17 protein-coding genes are annotated in these 20590 nt (G+C 54.7%); 6 read left to right on the top strand and 11 right to left on the bottom strand.

Annotation, left to right across the window (positions count from 1 at the left end; genetic code table 11):
- On the bottom strand, window positions 1-264 hold a 264-nt coding region (locus LW884_08830), incomplete at its 3' end, for a hypothetical protein (protein ID MCE3008431.1).
- Between the two features lie 186 nt (window positions 265-450).
- Entirely contained in the window at window positions 451-3351 is a 2901-nt protein-coding gene (gene gcvP / locus LW884_08825) for an aminomethyl-transferring glycine dehydrogenase (GenBank protein MCE3008430.1), read from the bottom strand.
- A gap of 542 nt (window positions 3352-3893) precedes the next feature.
- Here gcvP and LW884_08820 point away from each other — a divergent pair.
- On the top strand, window positions 3894-4472 hold the full coding sequence (locus LW884_08820; protein ID MCE3008429.1) for an SET domain-containing protein: 579 nt from the start codon (window positions 3894-3896) through the stop codon (window positions 4470-4472).
- A 17-nt stretch (window positions 4473-4489) separates the two neighbouring features.
- On the opposite strand, the gene map is transcribed toward LW884_08820, so the two are convergent.
- A complete protein-coding gene (map, locus tag LW884_08815; protein ID MCE3008428.1) occupies window positions 4490-5344 on the bottom strand; it encodes a type I methionyl aminopeptidase in 855 nt (284 codons plus the stop codon).
- 108 nt (window positions 5345-5452) lie between these two features.
- Between map and LW884_08810 the strand changes: the two genes are divergently transcribed.
- The 3 genes from LW884_08810 (at window position 5453) to LW884_08800 (ending at window position 8874) form a co-directional block, all read left to right on the top strand.
- Entirely contained in the window at window positions 5453-5737 is a 285-nt protein-coding gene (locus LW884_08810; protein MCE3008427.1) for a hypothetical protein, read from the top strand.
- Between the two features lie 346 nt (window positions 5738-6083).
- The gene (locus LW884_08805; protein MCE3008426.1) at window positions 6084-7412 is read left to right on the top strand and encodes a hypothetical protein; all 1329 of its coding nucleotides are present in this window, start codon (window positions 6084-6086) and stop codon (window positions 7410-7412) included.
- A gap of 130 nt (window positions 7413-7542) precedes the next feature.
- A complete protein-coding gene (locus tag LW884_08800; GenBank protein ID MCE3008425.1) occupies window positions 7543-8874 on the top strand; it encodes an FAD-binding protein in 1332 nt (443 codons plus the stop codon).
- 227 nt (window positions 8875-9101) lie between these two features.
- On the opposite strand, the gene LW884_08795 is transcribed toward LW884_08800, so the two are convergent.
- From LW884_08795 to LW884_08760, 8 genes are all read right to left on the bottom strand, one after another.
- Window positions 9102-10508 carry a hypothetical protein gene (locus LW884_08795; protein ID MCE3008424.1) on the bottom strand — a complete coding sequence of 469 codons (1407 nt, stop codon included), beginning with the start codon at window positions 10506-10508 and terminating at the stop codon, window positions 9102-9104.
- 36 nt (window positions 10509-10544) lie between these two features.
- Entirely contained in the window at window positions 10545-11282 is a 738-nt protein-coding gene (locus LW884_08790; GenBank protein MCE3008423.1) for a cytosolic protein, read from the bottom strand.
- An 18-nt stretch (window positions 11283-11300) separates the two neighbouring features.
- Complete coding sequence (locus LW884_08785; protein ID MCE3008422.1) at window positions 11301-12140, bottom strand: site-specific DNA-methyltransferase; 840 nt, start codon at window positions 12138-12140, stop codon at window positions 11301-11303.
- A gap of 240 nt (window positions 12141-12380) precedes the next feature.
- On the bottom strand, window positions 12381-13580 hold the full coding sequence (locus LW884_08780; GenBank protein ID MCE3008421.1) for a hypothetical protein: 1200 nt from the start codon (window positions 13578-13580) through the stop codon (window positions 12381-12383).
- A 10-nt stretch (window positions 13581-13590) separates the two neighbouring features.
- The gene (locus LW884_08775; GenBank protein ID MCE3008420.1) at window positions 13591-14232 is read right to left on the bottom strand and encodes an ATP-binding cassette domain-containing protein; all 642 of its coding nucleotides are present in this window, start codon (window positions 14230-14232) and stop codon (window positions 13591-13593) included.
- Window positions 14223-16067, bottom strand: a complete 1845-nt coding sequence (locus LW884_08770; GenBank protein MCE3008419.1) for a DUF4836 family protein — start codon at window positions 16065-16067, stop codon at window positions 14223-14225. Before LW884_08770 ends, LW884_08775 begins: the two co-directional genes overlap by 10 nt.
- Before the next feature lie 118 nt (window positions 16068-16185).
- Window positions 16186-16749 carry a DUF3109 family protein gene (locus LW884_08765; GenBank protein MCE3008418.1) on the bottom strand — a complete coding sequence of 188 codons (564 nt, stop codon included), beginning with the start codon at window positions 16747-16749 and terminating at the stop codon, window positions 16186-16188.
- 48 nt (window positions 16750-16797) lie between these two features.
- Window positions 16798-17973, bottom strand: coding sequence for an amidohydrolase family protein (locus tag LW884_08760; GenBank protein MCE3008417.1), 1176 nt, complete (start codon window positions 17971-17973; stop codon window positions 16798-16800).
- A gap of 79 nt (window positions 17974-18052) precedes the next feature.
- Here LW884_08760 and LW884_08755 point away from each other — a divergent pair, with 79 nt between their 5' ends.
- Both LW884_08755 and LW884_08750 read left to right on the top strand, forming a co-directional pair.
- Window positions 18053-19120, top strand: a complete 1068-nt coding sequence (locus tag LW884_08755; protein ID MCE3008416.1) for a ferredoxin--NADP reductase — start codon at window positions 18053-18055, stop codon at window positions 19118-19120.
- Between the two features lie 96 nt (window positions 19121-19216).
- The gene (locus LW884_08750; protein ID MCE3008415.1) at window positions 19217-20218 is read left to right on the top strand and encodes an alpha/beta hydrolase fold domain-containing protein; all 1002 of its coding nucleotides are present in this window, start codon (window positions 19217-19219) and stop codon (window positions 20216-20218) included.
- Window positions 20219-20590: the final 372 nt, after the last annotated feature.

The raw sequence follows: 20590 nt of genomic DNA, 5'->3' as shown, positions 1-20590 counted from the left end.
TTCTTTCTTGCCGTTGGCGTCCAGCTTTACCACCCAGTAGTCGAAGTCTCCACGACTATTCTCGCTTTTCCCACCGGCTATATCTGCATCGGACAAAGACCCTCCCCCCAGGATGTAGCCGCCGTCCATAGTTTGCTGTAGGGAATAGAGCACATCATCTCCACTACCACCCAGGGTTTTGTCCCACTGTACGGTGGGCTGGGCACAGGTGGGCCGTGCCAGCAGCAGCAGGGCAAGCAGGAGGGGGATGAAATAGAAGCGCATGGGGGGGGGTACTGAAATTTGCTTGCCTAAAGGTAAACAGCCGGCGAGAAGAGGCGCAAGCGCTTCCAGCTGAACTGCGCAAAATGGGGACTGAACCGTACGAAAACAATCGGCTTGTAGGCTGCCGGGCATACGCTAGCCACCCTAACTAGCCCCGGGTACCCGAGTATGAGAAGCCCCCTCCCCCTAGGCACCTGCCAGGGCCTCTGGCTCCAGGTAGGCTTCCATGGGTGGGCAGGCACAGATCAGGTTACGGTCGCCATGGCTGTTGTTCACCCGGGCTACCGGGGGCCAAAACTTGTGCGTGCGCGTCCAGGCGGCCGGATACACGGCCTTGCTGCGGCTGTAGGGCAGGGTCCAGCTGTCGGCCGTAGCTTCCTCGGCGGTGTGGGGGGCGTTCTTCAGCACGTTGTTCTCCTTGTCGGCTTCGCCGTCCAGTATTTCCTGCATCTCGCCCCGAATGGCTATCATGGCCTCTATGAACTTGTCTAGCTCGGCCTGGCTCTCGCTCTCGGTAGGCTCTATCATCAGGGTACCCGGTACGGGGAAGCTGACGGTGGGCGCGTGGTATCCGTAGTCGATCAGGCGCTTGGCTATGTCTTCCACCTCCACATCTGCCGCTTGCTTAAAGGGGCGGCAGTCCAGGATCAGCTCGTGGGCCACACGGCCCTGTGTGCCGCTGTACAGCACGGGGTAGTGTGCCTCCAGCCGGGCCTTGATGTAGTTGGCATTCAGGATGGCATGCTCAGTGGCCAGTTTCAGGCCCTCGGCTCCCATCATCTTGATGTAGGCATAGCTGATGAGCAGAATGCTGGCCGAACCCCAGGGTGCTGCGCTAACGGCAGTGATGGCCTGGTCTCCGCCGGTGGGGATGATGGGGTGCCCGGGCAGGAAAGGCTTCAGCTTATCGTTCACGCAAATGGGGCCCATGCCGGGGCCACCACCGCCGTGGGGAATGCAGAAGGTTTTGTGCAGGTTCAGGTGGCACACATCGGCCCCTATGCGGGCGGGGCTGGTGAGGCCCACCTGGGCATTCATATTGGCCCCATCCATATACACCAGCCCACCATTTTCGTGTATAATCTGGCATATCTCCTGTATGGCTTCCTCAAATACGCCGTTGGTGCTGGGGTAGGTTACCATCAGGGCCGCCAGGTGGTGGCTGTGCTCGGTTGCCTTGCGGCGCAGGTCCTCCACGTCTATGTTTCCGTTTTCCAGCACCCGGGTTACCACCACCTGCATGCCGGCCATTACGGCGCTGGCGGGGTTGGTGCCGTGGGCCGAGCTGGGGATAAGGGCCACGTTCCGGTGGGTGTCGCCCCGATGTGTGTGGTAGGCACGTATGGCCATCAGGCCGGCATATTCGCCCTGCGCACCGCTATTGGGCTGCAGGCTTACGCCGGTGAAGCCGGTGGCCTGGCATAGCAGTTCGCTCAGCGACTCGAAGATCTCCTGGTACCCCTCGGTCTGGCCCTTGGGCGCAAAGGGATGGAGGCCACCAAACTGTGGGAAGGTAACGGGTACCATCTCGGCAGTGGCGTTCAGCTTCATGGTGCAGCTACCCAGCGGGATCATGCTGGTGGTCAGGCTCAGGTCCTTGGCCTCCAGGCGCTTTATGTAGCGCAGCATCTCGGTCTCGGTGTGGTAGCTGTTAAACACCGGGTGGGTCAGGTAGGCGCTGGTGCGCTGTAGCTGGCCCGGTATGGCCTGCTGGCTGGCGGGGGCCAGGGGCTGGGGGTAGTGGCTGCCTGCCGCACGGGCCAGCAGCTCCAGTAGTTCCTGTATGTCAGCAGCGCTTTTCGCCTCGTCTACCGATATGCCCAGGGTGTTATCGGCCTCGAAGTACCGCAGGTTTATGCCGTGCTGCACCATCATGCTACGCACCTGCTCGCGGGTGGTTTTGGGGTGCAGGGCTACCCGCAGGGTATCGAAGTAGGCCGGGTTCAGCACCTGATAGCCCAGGTCGCTCAGGCCCTTTGCCAGTGCCCCGGTCAGCTGGTGCGTACGCTGTGCAATGGCCTTCAGCCGCTGTGGGCCGTGGTATACGGCATACATGCTGTTCATAATAGCCAGCAGCACCTGGGCGGTACAGATATTACTGGTGGCTTTTTCTCGGCGAATGTGCTGCTCGCGGGTTTGCAGCGCCAGGCGCAGGGCGGGCTTGCCGTTCCGGTCTATGGATACGCCTACGATACGTCCGGGCAGGTTGCGCTTGAAGCCATCTACGGTGGCCATAAAGGCGGCATGCGGGCCGCCATAGCCCATGGGTACCCCCAGGCGCTGGGCCGATCCCACCGCTATATCAGCCCCCCACTCACCCGGGGGGGTTAGCAGCAGCAGGGCTAGCAGGTCGGTAGCTACGCTTATCACCAGGCCCTCGGCCTTGGCTTTTTCGGCCAGGGCGCGGTAGTCCTCCAGGGTGCCATCTCCGGCGGGATACTGCAGCAGCAGGCCGAAGTGTGCCTTACTGGGCTGCATCTGGGCCGTAGGCACTACCTCCAGGCTCAGGCCCAGGGGCTTGGCGCGGGTTTCCAGCAGGGCCAGGGTTTGGGGGAATAGATTCTCGGATACCAGGAAGGTGGTAGCTTGCTTATTGCTACGCTGGGCATAGGCCAGGCTCATGGCCTCGGCGGCGGCGGTGGCTTCGTCCAGCAGGCTGGCATTGGCTACGGGCAGGCCCGTAAGGTCGCTCACCAGGGTCTGGAAATTCAGCAGTGCCTCCAGCCGGCCCTGTGCGATCTCGGCCTGGTAGGGGGTATACTGCGTATACCAGCCGGGGTTTTCCAGGATGTTTCGCTGGATAACACCGGGCACAATGGTATCGTAGTAGCCGGTGCCAATGTAGCTCTTGTACAGGCGGTTCTTGTTTGCCAGCTCCGTCATGTGGGCCAGCAGCTCGGGCTCGCTGAGGGCCGGGGCCATATGCATGGGCTGCTGTAGCCGTATGTGGGCCGGCACCGTTTGGCGGATCAGTTCATCCAGTGTATCCACGCCCAGGGCATCCAGCATACGCTGCTTCTCCTCGGAGCTGGGACCTATGTGGCGCTGTACAAACGTATCGGGGTGGGCAAATGCAGGGTGAAGCATATCGATCTCAATCGGATTTGGAATGACTAGATGGAAATCAGGTATCAATCAGAGCACAAAGGTACGCCAATACACGGATAAAAACCTAGCGTAACCTGATAGCCGAACATACCCAAAATCGTTTTCGTTTGCCCAAGGGAGGGCTATTTTCAATTTTTCTTGAAACCAACAATGCTTTTTTCACCCCGTATTGAGATGGGTATTGGGCTCGGAAAAACACAGCCAACACGCTAGTCCAAGTCCACACACCGCCAACCGTACAGCGCGTGCAATTATTTAATACTGAAAATCAGCGATTTAGATATTACAGCTGGATAGAGTATTGCAGCTTTGGGCAAAAAAGCGTGAATTGGCGGCGGAATCCTGGCACCGCTGCCGGTTAGGTGCTTTGTGCATACCAAAAGACGATCGGCCAGGGTGCCAGCAGGGAAGACAAGGCGCTTGGGGGGAGGTGGGGCACAGTCCGGGCCGAGTTTGAGTTTTGTTACTTCTTTTTTTCATAAGATAAACCATTTTTTTCAGCTCTCTGAGTTACCAGCGCTATGCTACATCCGCATACCGAACTACGTCCTGCCGCCAATCCGGCCATTGGCTGGGGGGTATTTGCCACCCAGTTCATCCCAATGGGTACCCTCACCTGGGTGCAGGATCCGCTGGACCTGGCCCTTACGCGCGAGCAGCTGGCCAAGCTGGGCCCTGCCCTGCAGCACCTGGTGCACAAGTACAGCTACATAGATGACTATGACCGCTATGTGTGTAGCTGGGACCACGCCAAGTACATGAACCACAGCTGCGAGGCCAACACCCTGAGCCCCGTTACCAGCTTTGAGGTAGCCATACGAGACATATACCCGGGGGAGGAGCTGACGGATGACTACGGCTACCTGCGGCTGGAGCACCCCTTCCTGTGCGGCTGCGGCAGCGCCCACTGCCGGGGCACAGTTAGTGCCCAGGATGCGGAGCGGCTGCAGGCTGCCTGGCAGCAGCTGCTGGCCAAGCCCCTGGCACGTATGCCCCTGCTGGAGCAGCCCCTGCTGGCCTATGCCGACACACAGGCCCAGGCCGACATCCAGCGGTTTTGGAAAAAAGATGCCCTGACCAACCAGCAGCGCATTGCCTAGCGGCTAGCACAGGCTAACTAAACCACCCGTTTGGGCAGCGTAGCTATCAGGCCCGGCACTGCAACGCGGGGTGTGGTATAGTCCAGGCCCAGCACGTCCTCTATGTAGTCGAAGGTGGAGAGCACCACGGGCAGCCCCTCCCAGATGGCTATGTTGTGCTCGTAGTGGGCACTGGGTTTTCCATCTCTGGCCACTATCGTCCACTTGTCTGGCAGCATGCGCACATCGCGGCGGCCCATGTTTACCATCGGCTCTATGGCCAGGGTCATGCCATTCTGCAGCTGCTTGCCGTGGCCACGGCGGCCGTAGTTGGGCAGCTCTGGCGCCTCGTGCAGGTCTCGGCCCAGGCCGTGGCCCACAAACTCGCGCACGATGCTGTAGCCCGCCGCCTCGCAGTACTGCTGCACGGCATGGCCGATGTCTCCCACCCTATTGCCCTGCCGGGCTTGGGCAATGGCCAGGTACAGGCTCTCTTTGGTTACCTGCAGCAGCTGCCTGGTCTCGGGGGCCACCTCGCCCACCTCAAAGGTATAGGCATGGTCGCCATAGTAGCCGTTCATTTTCACGCCGCAGTCTACCCCCACTATGTCTCCATCCTCCAGGGGTTTGTCTGTAGGCAGGCCGTGTATTACCACCTCATTTACACTGGTAAGCAGGGTGCTTGGGCAGCCATACAGCCCTTTGAAGCCTGGTTCGCCACCATGGTCTCGTATGTAGGTTTCGGCCAGGGCATCCAGCTGCAGGGTGGTTACACCCGGGCGTATGTGCCGGGCCACCTCGGCCAGGGTCTGGCTCACCAGGCGGGCACTCTGCTGCATGAGGGCAATCTCTTCCAGGCTTTTCAGGATGATTTTCTTTTGCTTCTGTGCCATAGGGCAAATATAGGCTTACACATGAGGAATTCGCCTGCTAGCCCGAAGTTGGCACATGCAGCGGCCTGATATTGCCTGCTTACTTGTGTATCGCCCGTATATTTGTACATGTTAGCTACTTCAGTTTCTTCTTTTACCCGCCTTACAGAGGCGGATGTCGCACACTTCGGCTCCATACTGCGGCCCGAGCAGATGGGCCTGGAGGAAGAAGTGCGAGCCGATTATGCCCACGACTGGACGGAGGACCTGCACTTTATGCCCGCCATTGTGCTTAAGCCCGAATCGACCGGAGAGGTAAGCGCTATCCTGCGCTACTGCCATGCACAGGGCCTGCCTGTTACGCCTATGAGGGCCAGGGCCGTTGCAAAAAATGTGGGTGCCAGCATTGTTTGAAAGAGGATTCAATGTAATTTTTCGGTGTCATTTTTTTCACTTCAACATTTAAAACTATTATGTGTAGATGAGCCCAACTATTCTTAAAAAATTACACTAAAAATCAAGATTAAGTATGCATAATTTTTTATTTATTTTGAAAAAAATTTCGGATAATTGGATTCTCCTATTTTGTATTTCTATCGTAATTTTTTTCCACATCTTTACTCTTAATTCGGAAAAAACTACAGCCAACGGTGGGCTGGGATTTGATGGATCATTGTACTATAATTTCTCAAGATGGGAACCAAAAGATTACTTAAATAATCATGTGAGTCCCTACTACCTTTCGCGTATACTTCTGCCTATGATAGCCCATCAAGCTACCTGGGCATTTAAGGAGTTAGGTATATTAAGCACAGAAAGCGAAATGCATGGTATTCGCAAGGCATTTGTGTTTTTACAATCTGTGAGCTTGGCCCTTATTTTGTGGTCGCTGGTGAGTATTGCAAAACGATTTTCGTGGTCTAAGAGTCAGACGTTCGCTCTTCTAACCTTTTCTGTTATCAACTTCGCATTCCTAAAGGTATTTAGTTACGAGCCATTCCTTACGGATATGTTTAGCACAGCTGTCATAACTCTGTTTTTTAGGTTTTACTTTTACAGAAATATCATCTTGAGTTTTGTTGCATATTTAGTTGCTCTATTTGCACATCCATTTGCATTTTTATTGATAACTCCTCTGCTTATTTTTTGGCATGATGCAAATACTTCTAATAAATCAAGACCCACGTTCATTTTTCTTTATAATGGATTTTGGTATGGATTTGCCTTCCTCTTTTCAGCATTCTGGGTGATATATTTTGGGTTGTGGATTTATGATGGGAAACAAAGCCTATATCACATGCTTTTCCCCACAGCCACCAACTGGTCTCTCTGGCTGCTTTCTTTTTCCGTCATATTGGCTATTCTCTATTTTTCAAGAAAATTTTTCTTGCCCGTTTGGAAATACACAGTTGAAAAATTAACCATAAATAAAAACACCTTTATTCGACTAAGTATAGTTGCACTCATATTAATAGCTCGAAAGTATTTTTTAAACGAAACAGCGAATCATTTCGATCAACCCTTTACCGAAACTACAGCGCCCAATTACATTGTAGAAATATGCAGAATTATTGGCATGTTTTTCCATTTGTCCGTACAGAATCCGTTAATTGCCTATACGACACACTCACAATATATTGGTCTATCTGTTGCGTTTATATTGATATTTCGGAAGCAGCTCAGTGATGTTTTACAGAAAATCCCACCTGGCCTTACGTTTTCTGCTTTTTTTATTCTGCTATTTACAATGGATAATGAAAGCAGGAGATTCACCAGCTTTATCCCCTTCTTTGCAATAATACTTATGATGATGTTCCAAGATAAAATCCATTTTTCTAAGCGCCTATTGCTGTTGATTTTTGGGGTAAATATTTTTCTCTCTTTTATTTGGCTACCTGTAAATCAGGTTTCTCGGGCAATATATCCACCTTTCAGTCCTGTAGGTGGCGAGGTCATCTGGTATTCATTTCATGCACCGTGGAGTGGGACGGTCTATTATTCTATTACCGCTTTTTTATTTCTATTAGCGCTCAGGTTAGTATGGCATATGAAGAAAAATTGGCCCGAATTTCAAGCATTTAGATCCTAGATTTTGCTTCAATATAATTCGTGTTATATTTTATTTTTTCAACATGAATATTTGCTCCTCTTTTACCTACACGATTCTTTCAGAAGTTCATATTCAGCATTTTCAGCGTTTTTTAAAGCCCGAACAATGCTTGAGCGATGAAGCCGCGCTGGCCGACTATTCCCACGACTGGACGGAGGACCTGCACTTTATGCCCGCCATTGTGCTAAAGCCCGAATCGACCGGAGAGGTAAGCGCTATCCTGCGCTACTGCCATGCGCAGGGCCTGCCTGTTACGCCTATGGGGACACGCACAGGCCTCAGTGGCGGTGCCCTGCCGGTATATGGGGGCGTGGCCCTGGCCATGGAACGAATGAACAAGATACTGGACATTGACACCCGCAGCCTACAGATTACCGTACAGCCCGGGGTCATCACCCAGCACATAGATGAAGCCCTGGAGCCACTGGGCCTGTACTACCCACCCGACCCCAGCAGCAAGGGGAGCTGCATGATAGGCGGCAACATAGCCGAAAATGCCGGCGGAGCCCATGCCGTAAAGTATGGCATTACCAAAGACTATGTACTGGCGCTGGAGGCGGTGCTACCTGATGGAGCGGTGATACGCACCGGGGCCAAGGTACTGAAAAACAGCACTGGCTACAACCTGACCCAGCTACTGGTAGGGAGCGAGGGTACCCTGGCAGTGGTAACCGAGGCTACCCTGAAAGTAATCCCCCGCCCCACGCGGCGTGCACTCATGCTGGCCCCATTTGCCTCGGCCGAGGACGCCTGCCATGCGGTATCGGCCATCTTGCGGGCGGGCATTACGCCCTCCACGCTGGAGTTTATGGAGGTGGATGCCATCCGGTTTGGCCAGGCCTATCTGGGCATAGACAGCTATCAGACCGATGGCGTGGGCGGGCACCTGCTGATAGAGGTGGATGGGCATGATCCGGATGTCCTTTTAGCCCAGTGCGAGGGCATAGCCAGCGTGCTGGAGGAGCACCGGGTGCTGGACATCCAGTTTGCAGACACCGCAGAGCAGCAGGCCCAGCTATGGCGGCTGCGCCGCTGCCTGGGCGAGGCCGTAAAAGGCAACACCATCTACAAGGAAGAAGACACCGTAGTGCCCCGAGCCGAACTGGCCAAGCTGCTGCGCAAGGTGAAGGAGGTGAGTGCCCGCTATGGCTTCCAGTCTGTGTGCTATGGCCACGCAGGAGATGGCAACCTGCATGTCAATATCATAAAGGGCGACCTGAGCACCCAGGCGTGGGAAGAAGAGCTGCCCAGGGCGATAGAAGAAATCTTTGCCTATACGGTAAGCCTGGGGGGCACACTAAGCGGCGAGCACGGCATTGGCTATGTGCAGCGCCGCTATATGCCCCTTGCTTTTGGCCAGGCCGAGCTAGACCTGCTGCGTGCCATCAAGCAGGTATTCGACCCCAAGGGGATCCTGAATCCGGGCAAGATTTTTCCATAGCGCCCCCAGCTGGCCTGTTGTATAGCCACAACAAATATCCACCACTGACCGACACCTGGTGCACGCAGAAACAACGGCTGACCTAAAACACGACCGGGAAGGGAAATAAAAAAAGTTGGGGGACTCAAGCCATATAGGCGAATCAACCCCAACCCTTGCTCTTTCTTGTGTGAGTGGGCCTATCTGGCCCGCTTCCTATAGTACAATGATACGGGGCATCCCCGGCTTCAGAAAGACCCGTTGCGCGAACGGTCAGAATCTTGTACTGAACGGTTCGGATCCCGGCCTGAATAGGAACTGAGGATGGCCATCCCCACCGCCAGGCAGAGCATGGCATAGATGCGGTAGCGCACCATGGACCCCACCACCGGTACCGACAGGCCCACAAAGAGCCCGAAGCCGAGGGCAAACACAAAACAGAAAACCAGGATGGGCTGCCGCCACCCGGGCCACCCCCAGCGTACACCCCGAACCAGGAGCCAGGCCACAAGGCACCAGTAGGCCACCCCCTCCAGGCTGCTAATGGTGATAAGCGCACTGTGCCCAAAACGAAGGGGCTCGAAAAACACGTAGACGAACACCCTGGGTACCTGCCGGAGCGCACTGAGAAAATCAGGCTCAAAGCCGGGCAGCTCTAGCGGTGCCAGGTAGCCCACCGGCTCGCCAGCAGCTACAGGCTTTGCCTTTTCCTCCCGCAGGGCCTTGTACAGCACGTGCGAGAAAGTGGCCAGGTCCATCCCGTTAAACCGCACCAGGAGTAGGACCAGCAGGCCCAGCAGAACGGTAGCCGCGCGCACCCCTACCCTGTATGGCACTGCCAGCGGGCGGCTGTACCGCCACACCGCCCACAGGGGCAGGCAGCCGGCCAGGGCCGCTGCCATGCTGAAACGGACCGCATACACCAACCACAGGCTAAGCCCCAGTACTGCCAGGCTGCGCAGCCAGCCCAGCAGGGGCTGCCTAGCCCCTAGCAGCTGCCGGGCAGCGTATACTGTCCCTGCAAAGCCCAGCAGCGTAAGCGTGTCCTTGTGGTGGCCCGAGGTCCAGAGTACCAGGCTGGGATAGAGAAATAGCAAGCCCCAGAGCAGCCGGGGCGGGCAGCAGCCCCGCAGGCTACGGTACAGCAGCCAGGCAGCCCCAACGGAGACCCCGGCATTCAGGATCGCCATGGCCCAGAACGACTGAAAGCCTAGCAGCGACAAAAGCCCCACGTATCGGGCAGTGAAAAAGGCAGCCTCGTTTTCCCAAAAAAACGACCGAAAGCCAGAGGCCGCATGCCCGGCGGCATCCAGCTGTTCTACGGCTTGGCCACCAGAAGAAAGCCCACTGGCTTTTGAAAAAAAAGAAGGAACATAAACCCGAAGGGCTAGCAGGGGGTCGTCTATCATCAGGCCGCTCAGGTACCGGCCCCAGTTGTAATAGGACGTAACATCCCCCTCAGTATAGTAGTACAGGTATAGTACCCCAAGCAGCAGGCCCGCTGCCATCCGGCTGGCAAAACCCAGGTACAGCCAGCGCGGTTCATCCCGGCTCCGGCCTAGCCACCACACCACCCCAGACAAGCATACCAGCCAGGCAAAAGCTGGCAAGAGCTGGGCAAGAGAAAGGGCTGTGTCGGGAGATAAATACAGCATGAATACTCCTTTGCTAAAAACCCTCCGAATGTATTTTTAATTTTTTCTCCCTGAATTTAAATCAATAATCTTCTCCCAATTTATGGAACCAGAATATGTGCAATAGCTATTAATAAATTCCTTAATAAAAAGGGTCTTCTTGCTAACAAGAGTCTCGTAGAATATCTCATTCCTTTCTCGCGCCCTTATCCCTATAGGCTCTACTATTTCAATATAAAATTTATCATTATTTGAAATTAATTTCCAAAAATCCTGACCACAGAGTTTTATGTAGTCGCCCCTGTCTCCATTATCATTCCCATAACAACATCCATTCACACATCTTACATTTATCCTTGAGTTTGAGGTATTAAGAATTTTTCTTGCAGCCTTAAAATCATCAGAAAGCCGTCTGATTTGACTTGAATTACCCCAGTTAGGGCCTGACTTTATACTGACAAGATACCGTATTCCATCACTATCAAACTCAAGATCGATACCCTTTGCGCTAGATTTCCTGCCCCCATATACTCTGCTGCACACAAAAATAGCTAGTTCCTCAAGCCAATTCCCAAATATTGTCTCCTCGTGAGAAGAAAGATGAGCTTCAAGTATCTTATCTATAAAGTCATCAGGAGATACGATGTTTTTTGCGCGAAAAAGATACGGATTCTTCCGTTTTAGAACATGATCGATTTTTAATTTATTAAGACTCTCGATCCTCTTGTCATGAAAATAAGCTATGTGATTTTCGACATAATTCCTAACTTCATCGCGCAAAGGATTATCGCTCATGGATACTTAAATAAAAAATTAACCCTCAATTTCATCAAAAAGAACCCAATTAAAATCTTTTGTTTTATCTTGAACTAAATGATAATATTCTGGCAGTATTTCTATGCCAATTGACTTTCTAGACATTTTTGAAGCCATAAGTACTGTAGTTCCAGAGCCCATAAAAGGATCCAAAACTGTATCTCCCTCATTCGTAAATAATTTTATGAACCACTTGGGAAGCTCTTCTGGAAACGCGGCACTGTGATTTTTGTTTGAACATTCGGTAGCAAGATGCAGAACATTGCTGGGATAAGCTTTATCTCTCTCAAGCCAATTTGATATATTCTTCCCAAATCCACTACCTACCCTGCTGTTATCCCGTATCTGATCGTTTTTGCTCAAATTCTTTAGCCTGCTCTGTGCCCATTCGCCCATTGGAACCATAACCGACTCTTGATTCATTTTAAAATTTTTACTTTTTGTGAAATGCAAAAGACGCTCCCACGCATCTCTAAATCGATTAGGCCATTTTCCAGGGTAGCAATTCTTTTTATGCCATATATATTCCTCTGTCCATAACCATCCCTGTTTTCTAAGAGCAATAATTAGTTCTAATACGTAGGTATGACGTTCTCCATTTACTGCCTTTTCTTTTATGTTAAGGACAAAACTCCCGCTTGGCTTAAGTACCCTGAACAACTGCTCTCCAATAGGTAAAAACCATCCAACATACTCATCAGGATGTATACCGCCATAGGTGTTTTTTCTTTGATCGGCATATGGTGGAGAGGTGAACACAAGGTCTACCGAGTCATCAGAGAGTAACTGAAGTTTCTCCCTACTATCCCCATTAATAAGTAATGGCTGATTTCTCATTTTCAAAAAAATAAGTATTAAAAAGCCAGGACACAAAAAATCGGCTCCCCCCGCTAGCAACCAATGCTATTCACAAAGATAAACACTTCCAGGTTGAAACGCCTGACTAACCTTAGATTTCCTGTCAGGCGGCATGCTTCTGTAGGCACTTAGAGATTGGCGAGAAAGCTAACCAGCTATTCCGATCTCCCCCACCCCTTTGCCTTATAGCGTTACTCGACGCTGCATGCCCCACAGTGCCTAGTGGGCCAGCTTTTTCACGGTTTGCCGCAGGGCCAGCACGCCAAACAGGCTAAAGACCAGCGCAAATAGCAGCCCCCAGGCAAATACGGCCCAGTGTACACCGGGTAGTACCTCCAGTGCGTAAGCTTTGAACTGCTGGTTGAGCAAATACTTGGTAAGGAATAGGACTAAAAAGGCCACAAGCTGTATGCAGAGGAAAAGGCTGAGCAGGTAGCGATTGAACAGGCGGCTGACCCGTACGTGGGGGTAGCCCAGCTGGATGAGTAGCCGGATATCTCCGCTGGCCTTACCGATCATCAGCTCGAAGGTAAGAACAAACACCAGCACGCTAAGTAGCACGATAAAACCACCCACTACAGCCACCACCAGAAAGAGGATGGACAGCACGGCCCGCAGCCTGCCGCCGTTCAGTTTTTCCAGGTTGGTTTCGTAGCCCTGGTCTTCCAGAAAGGCGTGGAAGCGCGGGTCTCCGGGGTCGTCCACCTCCACCAGTACCCGCGTAGGCGGCTTTATCTCCTTGCCAAAGGTCGCGTTGGCATATTGCACAAAGGTGAGCGGGGCCACAACGGAGTTTACCCGGTCGCTCAGGGCTATTACCCGTGCCTTGAAAAAGATCTTCTCGTTGGTCTCGGGGTGGCGGATCTCCAGCCGGATGGGGATGCGAAACACCATCTCCTCGGGTATGCTGGGCACCCCCTTGCTGGGCAGGTAGGCAAAATTCAAGATGGTGAGCTGGGAGCGGGGGGCAATGAGGGGGATTTCCGCATCGCCCGGATGCCAGCGCCATTTGTGGCTCTTGAGGTCGATCATGTTATCGGGCAGCCCCTCTACAAAGAAGTCGCTGTTAAAGTCGGGGATGCCGGGCATAATGTCCGATCCCTTCACCGTGGCCCAGATGCTAAACTTGGTGCTGGTAAAGGGGGCTACCCGCTTTACCTCTGGCCGCGCCTCCAGGGCTTTCAGGTCTTTCTCGGTAAAATAGGTGCTGACGACCGAAAGGGTATTGAGTAGAGACAGGTCCTTGTTAATCTCCAGATAGGTATTGGCAATCACGTCGTCCTTTTTTACCGTGAAGAGGTAGTTCAGGTCGTAGTAGAGCTGCAGGGCATTGAGCAGCATTAGCATACCGATAAGGGCCCCAATGGAGGCCAGCACCAGCCGGCTCTTGCTCTGGCGGTGCAGGAGTACTCTGCGCAATAACATGGCTTTACAGGATCAGGTGTTGGTGGTAGCTAAGGGGGTAGGCCTGGTCCAGGGTAGTAAGGGCCAGGCCGGCCTGCTGGGCCGCGCACTCCTGGGTTATCAGCTGGGTACACAGGCGGATGTTGGCCTGGTCCAGGTGGCTGAAGGGTTCGTCTAGCAGCAGTAGCTCAAAGGGCTGGCAGAGGGCGCGGATGATGGCAAAACGCTGCTGCTGGCCATAGCTCATGGTACCGCAGGCCTGGTTTAGCAGGAAGTCTACCCCCAGCTGCTGGCACATCTCGCGTATCTGAGCCTCGGTTTTGTGGCCGGTGAGCTCATTCTTTAGCAGCAGGTTTTCCCAGCCGGTCAGCTCTGGGAAAAGGCGCAGGTCTTGAAACACGATGCTCAGCCGACGCTGACGCAGCCTGGCCCACTGTTCCAGGCTGTAGGTGGCCGTAGGCTGGCCATCTATGTGCACCGTGCCGGTATAGTCGTGCCGGATGCCATACAGGATCTGTACGAAAGAGCTTTTGCCCTTGCCCGACGGCGACTTGACCTCATAGTACGTATGCGGCTGCAGGCGTAGCTTGGTGCCCCATACCTGGGTATCCGGGTTGTGTATATCCGCCAGGGGGCGGGGCATTACGTGCTGGTAGGTTACTTCCATTTTTTACTTGCGGCTAACAGGTGAAACAGGCCAAGCAGCCCATTTCGGTCTTCGTTTGCAAATTTCATGCGAATCCGCACCGCGTCTGTATTATTTTCCGCAATCAGGTAGTCTGTCCCCGCCTCTTCTACAGAGCGGAAGTAGGACGCTTGGGCCCTCAGCATCGGGCTCATCCGTCCGGGATTCAGGTTGATATATGCGCATAGCGGGCCCTGCGTCAGCTTTTTGTGCGATTCGGTAAGGCGGGGGTTGGGCCTGTGCTGCCCGCTGGCTATGGCCTCTATCTCCGCCCGCTCGGTACCCAGCAGCATATAGCCCGGGACGTAGGTGTAGTACAAGTCAGGCTTTTTCATCACATAGATCTGTCCACTTTTCTCTACAGGTGCCCCCATGTCTAATAGCAGCGCCTGCATGTCCGCCTCGCTGCTTACGCCCACTGCTACAAAGAGCATGGGTTCATGGTCAACATAGCTTACGCTGTCTACTATGTCGAACTGGCTTTCGTCATAGGGCTGCTGGTCGGCCTCCTGGCTGCCGTCGCCCCCCTCATTCAGGCTATCCAGCCTCTGTTCGGTACCGGTACTGCTGGTGTCCGTTTCTACCTCGGCAGGTGCCCGGCCTACCGCTGCAGCCGCTGTGTCTACGGTCTCGCTTAGCTCGTAGCGGTAGCGGGGGCGCATCTTCAGCACGGTGTCCAGGTCGGTAACAAATACCCAGGCCTGCCCACGCAGCACCTGGCTCAGGCGGTCAAGGCTCAGGTTTCGCTGGGCCATATCGTTTTCCAGCTCCTGCACCGTCTTTTGCCAGCGTTCTTTGTCCGACAGTTTTCGGAGGTTGTAGAACAGATTCGGCAGGTGGAGGCTGATGCCGGCAAAGCCTATCAGCTCGGTGCCCGGCACATAGGCCAGCACCTCGGCACCCAGGGGAGGGCCTGCCATAGGGCGCATTCCGGCCAGGAGGCCCGTATTCAGTTTTTTATGCAGGTCTATCTGTATGGCCCCTTGGTCGAATCTCAACTGGGTGCTTACCCAGTTTCGGTCCAGGTCCAGTTCCTGTTGGCCCAGTTCTCTTGCTAGCACACGGTATATGCCGGGGTCTGCCGCCAGGGCCGACAGGTTGGTAAAGCTGCCTAAGTCCTGTACTTGGCTTACAAAGCTGCGAAAGGCCGGGTCGTGCGTTTTCCGGGCGGCCTTTCCCTGCTTCAGGTAGCCCTGCAGTAGCTCGCGCTGCTGCTGCTCGCGGGTCTTGCCTGGCTTGGGTGCGGCCTCTCCCTCGGGTGCGTAGGGGGCCTCGTATGTCTCCGCATATTCTCCATACGCGCCGTTTGAGATAAGCAAAAGCCCGTTCGTTTTGCCCACTGCGAGGGCCGCGTTGCCCACCACCCGGATGTCGTATCCAGCGGCCTTTGTCCACGTTGCCCCCGGCCCCAGCTGGTTTAGTAGGTCCTTTAGCCTGGCAGCATCTGTCACCCCAAAGGCCCAGCCCGTAAGGCGATGCTCCTCCGTGGGGTTTACCGTAAAGAAATACAGATTACCCCGGGTGTGGAGGCCACTCTCTTCCGGCTGCGTCCAGCATGTTTCCAGGAGTTGCCGGGTATCGGCGCCGGTTTCCATTCTTCGGGCCACCTTTTCCATCAGCGCGCGGTAGGGCTCCAGCTCCATCAGCTGGGCGTGGCTGGCCTTTTGCAGCAGTTGGTCTAGCCGAAACACCACTACATTATTGGCCTTCGCGGGCACCAAGCGTAGGGCTGGGTCCTGCGTGCGGGGGGCTGCCAGCCCCAGCAGGGGGCAGAGTAGCAGGGAGATTTTGAGGAAACGTAGGGAAAGAGCAGACATAAGAGGCAGATTAGGTCCACAATCTACCACTTTTCTGACGGCTTTTCGGGCTAGTATGCGGCCCGGCCCCCCCTTACTTGCATATGCGCCTGGCGTGCAGTAGGGGCGGGCGGTACCGCTAGCGCTTGCTACGGGCGGCCTCTTCCAGCAGGTCGTACCACTCCTCGCCGTAGGCACGTATCAGCGCATCCTTTACAAACTTGTACAGGGGTATACGCTCGGCCTCGCCCCGCTGGCAGGCCGGGCTACATATGTCCCAGCGGTGGTAGCGCAGCACCTCGTAGGGCTGGCCGGGCTGTACGCGGATGGGATACAGGTGGCAGCTGAGCGGCTTCTGAAAGTCGATGGCCCCGTGCTCCCAGGCCTTTTCGATGCCGCACTTGGCAATCCCGCCCTCAAAGGTAACGTAGGCACACTCGCGCCCCTCCACCAGTGGGGTTTCCGGCTCGCCGTCCTCATCCTCCACCCAGCTACCCTGGGCATCTATAGCCTCTAGGCCCTCCTTGCGCAGGTAGGGTTCCAGCTGGGGCAGCATGCTTTCCAGCAGTTCGGCCTCCTCCCGCCTAAGGGGGGCACCGCCATCGCCCTCTACACAGCAGGCACCCTTGCAGGCAGAGAGGTTGCAGGCAAACTGTGCCTTTATCACCTCGTCTGTCACCAGCACATTATCAATAATAAACATCGTTTGGCAGTGAGTAACTATGAAGCGTCAATGTGCAGAAAAATAGAACTAAAAAACATAAGGTTGTGGAGGAATCAGCATTTTTAGTTTGGCCGTACTTGCCAGGGTCTGATTTTCGGCCTGATAACCCTGTATAAGCAGGATGCCGGGAGATTTTCCTGGGGATATACCGCCGGCCCAGGCTAGTTTCAAAAAAGACGCCCCCCCCTCCGTAGCTGCCTGTAGTATCCAGGCTAGCGGCAGCCAGGGCTCCTGCTGCTGCAGGAAGCGGATTTCATCCAGAATACTTAGGCTATCGTTGCTAGCCAGGCTATCCGTACCCAGTGCCACCCGCCCCTGCTGCCAGGGGAAGATGCGGTAGTGGGGCTGCCGACTATGTATGTAGGCATTGCTGCGCGGGCACAGCCCATACCACAGCTGTAGGCCTGCGGCCTCCAGGCGCTGCATCACTTCCTCATCCACCTGGGTGCAGTGCACCAGCAGTACGGGCTGCTGCCTGGGCAGGTAGCGCAGCAGGTGGTCTGCCGAATCCATGGCGGCGGGCTTATGCCCGATGCCCATCTGCCCCAAAAAAGGCCGGAATGGGCCCGCACCCTGTTCCATCCACTGCTGCTCGGCCTCCGACTCCATGAAGTGAATGCTAACAGGCTGCTGAAAACTATCGGCATAGGCGGCCAATATGCGCAGCAAGGCAGCAGAGGCAGAGTAAGGTGCGTGTGGGCTTAGGCTGGCACGCCCCGGGGCAAAAGCGTCCAGCAGGGCAAAGCCCCGATTGAACACCGGGCGGGCTGCCTCCGGGCGGGCCCCCAGCAGCTCGATAAAGGTATGGGTGTACAGGGGGCTAGACTGCTTCAGCTGTGCTGTGATGGCGGTATTGCTTATGTCGGCCAGGGCTACGGTTCCGCTTTCGCAGGCAGCCTGCATGGCCTGCCGGGCGGCCTGCAGCTGCGCATCCGCCGTGTATGCATCTCGCGTATGCACCACCGCCTCCACAAAGGGGACCATGCCGCCCCCCCGGGGGATGCTGCCCGCCAGGTGGCTAAGCTCCAGGTGGGCATGCGCGTTCACAAACCCGGGGCACAGCAGCCCCGTGTGCCACTCGGCATCGGCATGCAGCCAGGCCGGCTCCAGGGCCCGTATCTGGCCCCCATCTGCCACCAGCACGCACTGCTGGTGCAGCAGCTGCCGCCCGTCAAACACCCACTCCGCCGCAATTTTGCGCATGGGCGCAATATAAAAGTCCCGTTCGGATTGTTAGCTTTGCGGAATAGCTTTACCCGTCCTCATTGCTTATCGTCTGTTTATGAAATTCGTTCCGCTAACCGTGCAGGCCCTGATCCACGAAACGGAGGATGCCTACACCCTGCAGTTTGAAAACCCGGATCCGGCCACCTTTGCCTACAAGCCTGGGCAGTATCTAACGCTGAAGGTAACCTATCAGGGCGAGAGCCTGCGGCGGGCTTTCTCGCTCAGCAGCTGCCCCGATCAGGATCCGCACCTGAGTGTAACCATCAAGGCGGTGCCCAACGGACGGGTGAGCAACTACCTGCGCCAACACCTGAAGCCCGGCGATACGATAGAGGTATTTCCGCCCATGGGCAAGTTTACCCTAAGCCCGGATGCTGGCCAAGCGCGTCATTACGTGCTCATTGGGGGTGGCAGTGGCATTACCCCGCTGTTCAGCATCCTGCAGTCGGTACTGCTGAAGGAACCCCAGAGCCAGGTGACGCTGCTGTACGCAAACCGAAATGAGCGCAGCATTATCTTCGGCAGCAGGCTGGCCGAGCTGGAGCGACAGAGTGGTGGCCGCCTACAGGTGGTGCATGTGCTAGATAAACCCCTGGCGGCCTGGGACGGCCCAACGGGTATGCTAACGCGCCCCCTGGCCATGGACCTGCTGGGCCAGATAAAAGCGAAAAGCGAGCTGCCCACCGAATACTACATGTGCGGCCCCACCCCCATGATGGATGCGGTGCTGGCAGCCCTGCACCGGATGGGCGAAGATGAGGCCAACATCCACCGCGAATACTACACCGCCCCGCTTCCCGATGAAGAAACGGCAGAAGAAGACAGCGGCGAAGTGGACTACGAGCTGCGCGACCGCGAGGTATCCATCCGGCTGGATGGCAAGACTACCCGGGTAGCAGTGCCCGCCGGCACCAATATCCTGGATGCAGCCATTGGCGCACGGCTAGACCCCCCCTATGCCTGCCAGGAGGGCATATGCAGCACCTGCCGGGCCAAGGTGCACAGCGGCCTGGTGCAGATGGTGGAGCGCGAGGGCCTGAGCGACGAGGAGGTGGAAGCCGGCTATGTGCTGACCTGCCAGTGCTACCCCCTAACCGACGACGTGGCGTTGGAGTACTGCTAGGCATGCCCCGGTACAGGTCCAGGCGCTCATCGAAACAAAGGCCCAAACCTACCCCCGCTGTATTGAGCCGGGCGAAAAACTAAAACGGATCGAAAAATGAAAGCGGTTGCTGTCTTGGCACTCTTGCTCCTTTCGGCTAGCGCCATCGGACAAAGCCGAAAACTGGATGATCTTGGCTTTACGCATGTAAAACTGCTGTACAAAAAAGATCAGGTCGATGTATTGATCAAGGCCAAGGCCGGTGATGAAGCCAAGAAAAAACCTCTGTTCTTCTTCTGCCAGGGAAGTTTGCCAATCCCGCTAATTATTCTGGATGGCGAGCAAGCCTATCCAGTATTTCCATTCGACACGCAGGCTATTTGCGAAAAATACCATCTCGTAATTGTGGGAAAGCCCGGCATCCCACTGATAAGGAAAACGGAGGAACTACAGCCCGATTTCTCATACTTTGAACGTGACTCGCCCCTACCACCAAGTCAATACCTGAGCAATAACACCCTGGAGTACTATGTGGGGAGAAACCTGCAGGTGCTAAACCATCTGATCCAAATGGGAATGGGAGAAAAAAGCAGGCTGGTTGTTTCAGGTCATTCGCAAGGGGCGAGAGTTGCACTCGAAATGGCCCTCAGATCGAAGAAAGTAACCCATCTGGTGTATGCAAACGGTAATCCCTGCGGTCAGATAATGTCCATGATTTCAACATCTCGACAGCAGGAGAGCGGAGTAGATACGACTGAAAGCACCGAGAGTGTGTTTCGATACTACGAGGCGGTAGTGGCCGATCGCAATAACCCGGATGTAACCTATGGCGATTCCTACAGATCCTTGTTCAGTTTTTCGGGATCCACAATCAAATCGTTCCCAAGATTGGATATACCTGTACTGATTTGCTATGGGACCGGAGACCCAAGCTTACCATTTAATGACTACCTACGTGCCGAAATGATTCGGAATAAAAAGCAAAATTTCACTTTTCAATCCTACCCTGGTCTTGAGCACAACTTCTTTGGCCTGAGAGATAATGGCGAGATTGATTTTGAAGCATTTAACTGGGATAGAGTCGCTAAGGACTGGATACATTGGCTAAATAATAAATAGGGGCCCGGCCAGCTGTTTCTTAAAGTTTACTATTTTCTATAAAAAGACCCTCCAACTGAGGTGTTCAGCATTCATTTTTGGGCTTGGTAGCGCAACTCACACTATAACCAGGAACGACCTCACAGAGGATACCGAAACAATGGACTCAGGCCCGCCGAAACAGTTCAAAAATTTAGTATCCAAAATCCAAAACTAGCCAACCAAAATGAAATGCATGAAGACTAGTAGTACACGTACTGGTTCCAGTGGCTGGCATACAGGCTCTGGATGAGCTGTAACTCGCCCACATGGGTGCCTCGGTACGTGCGCAACGAATCGGCCACCTGGTCTACCAGGGTATAGGTGCTTAGTTTTGCCTTTTCTTGTCCCTCG

The sequence above is a fragment of the Bacteroidota bacterium genome, assembly GCA_021300195.1.
In the GTDB taxonomy this organism is placed as follows: domain Bacteria; phylum Bacteroidota; class Bacteroidia; order J057; family JAJTIE01; genus JAJTIE01.
This window is presented reverse-complemented; position numbering and strand designations above follow the sequence as displayed.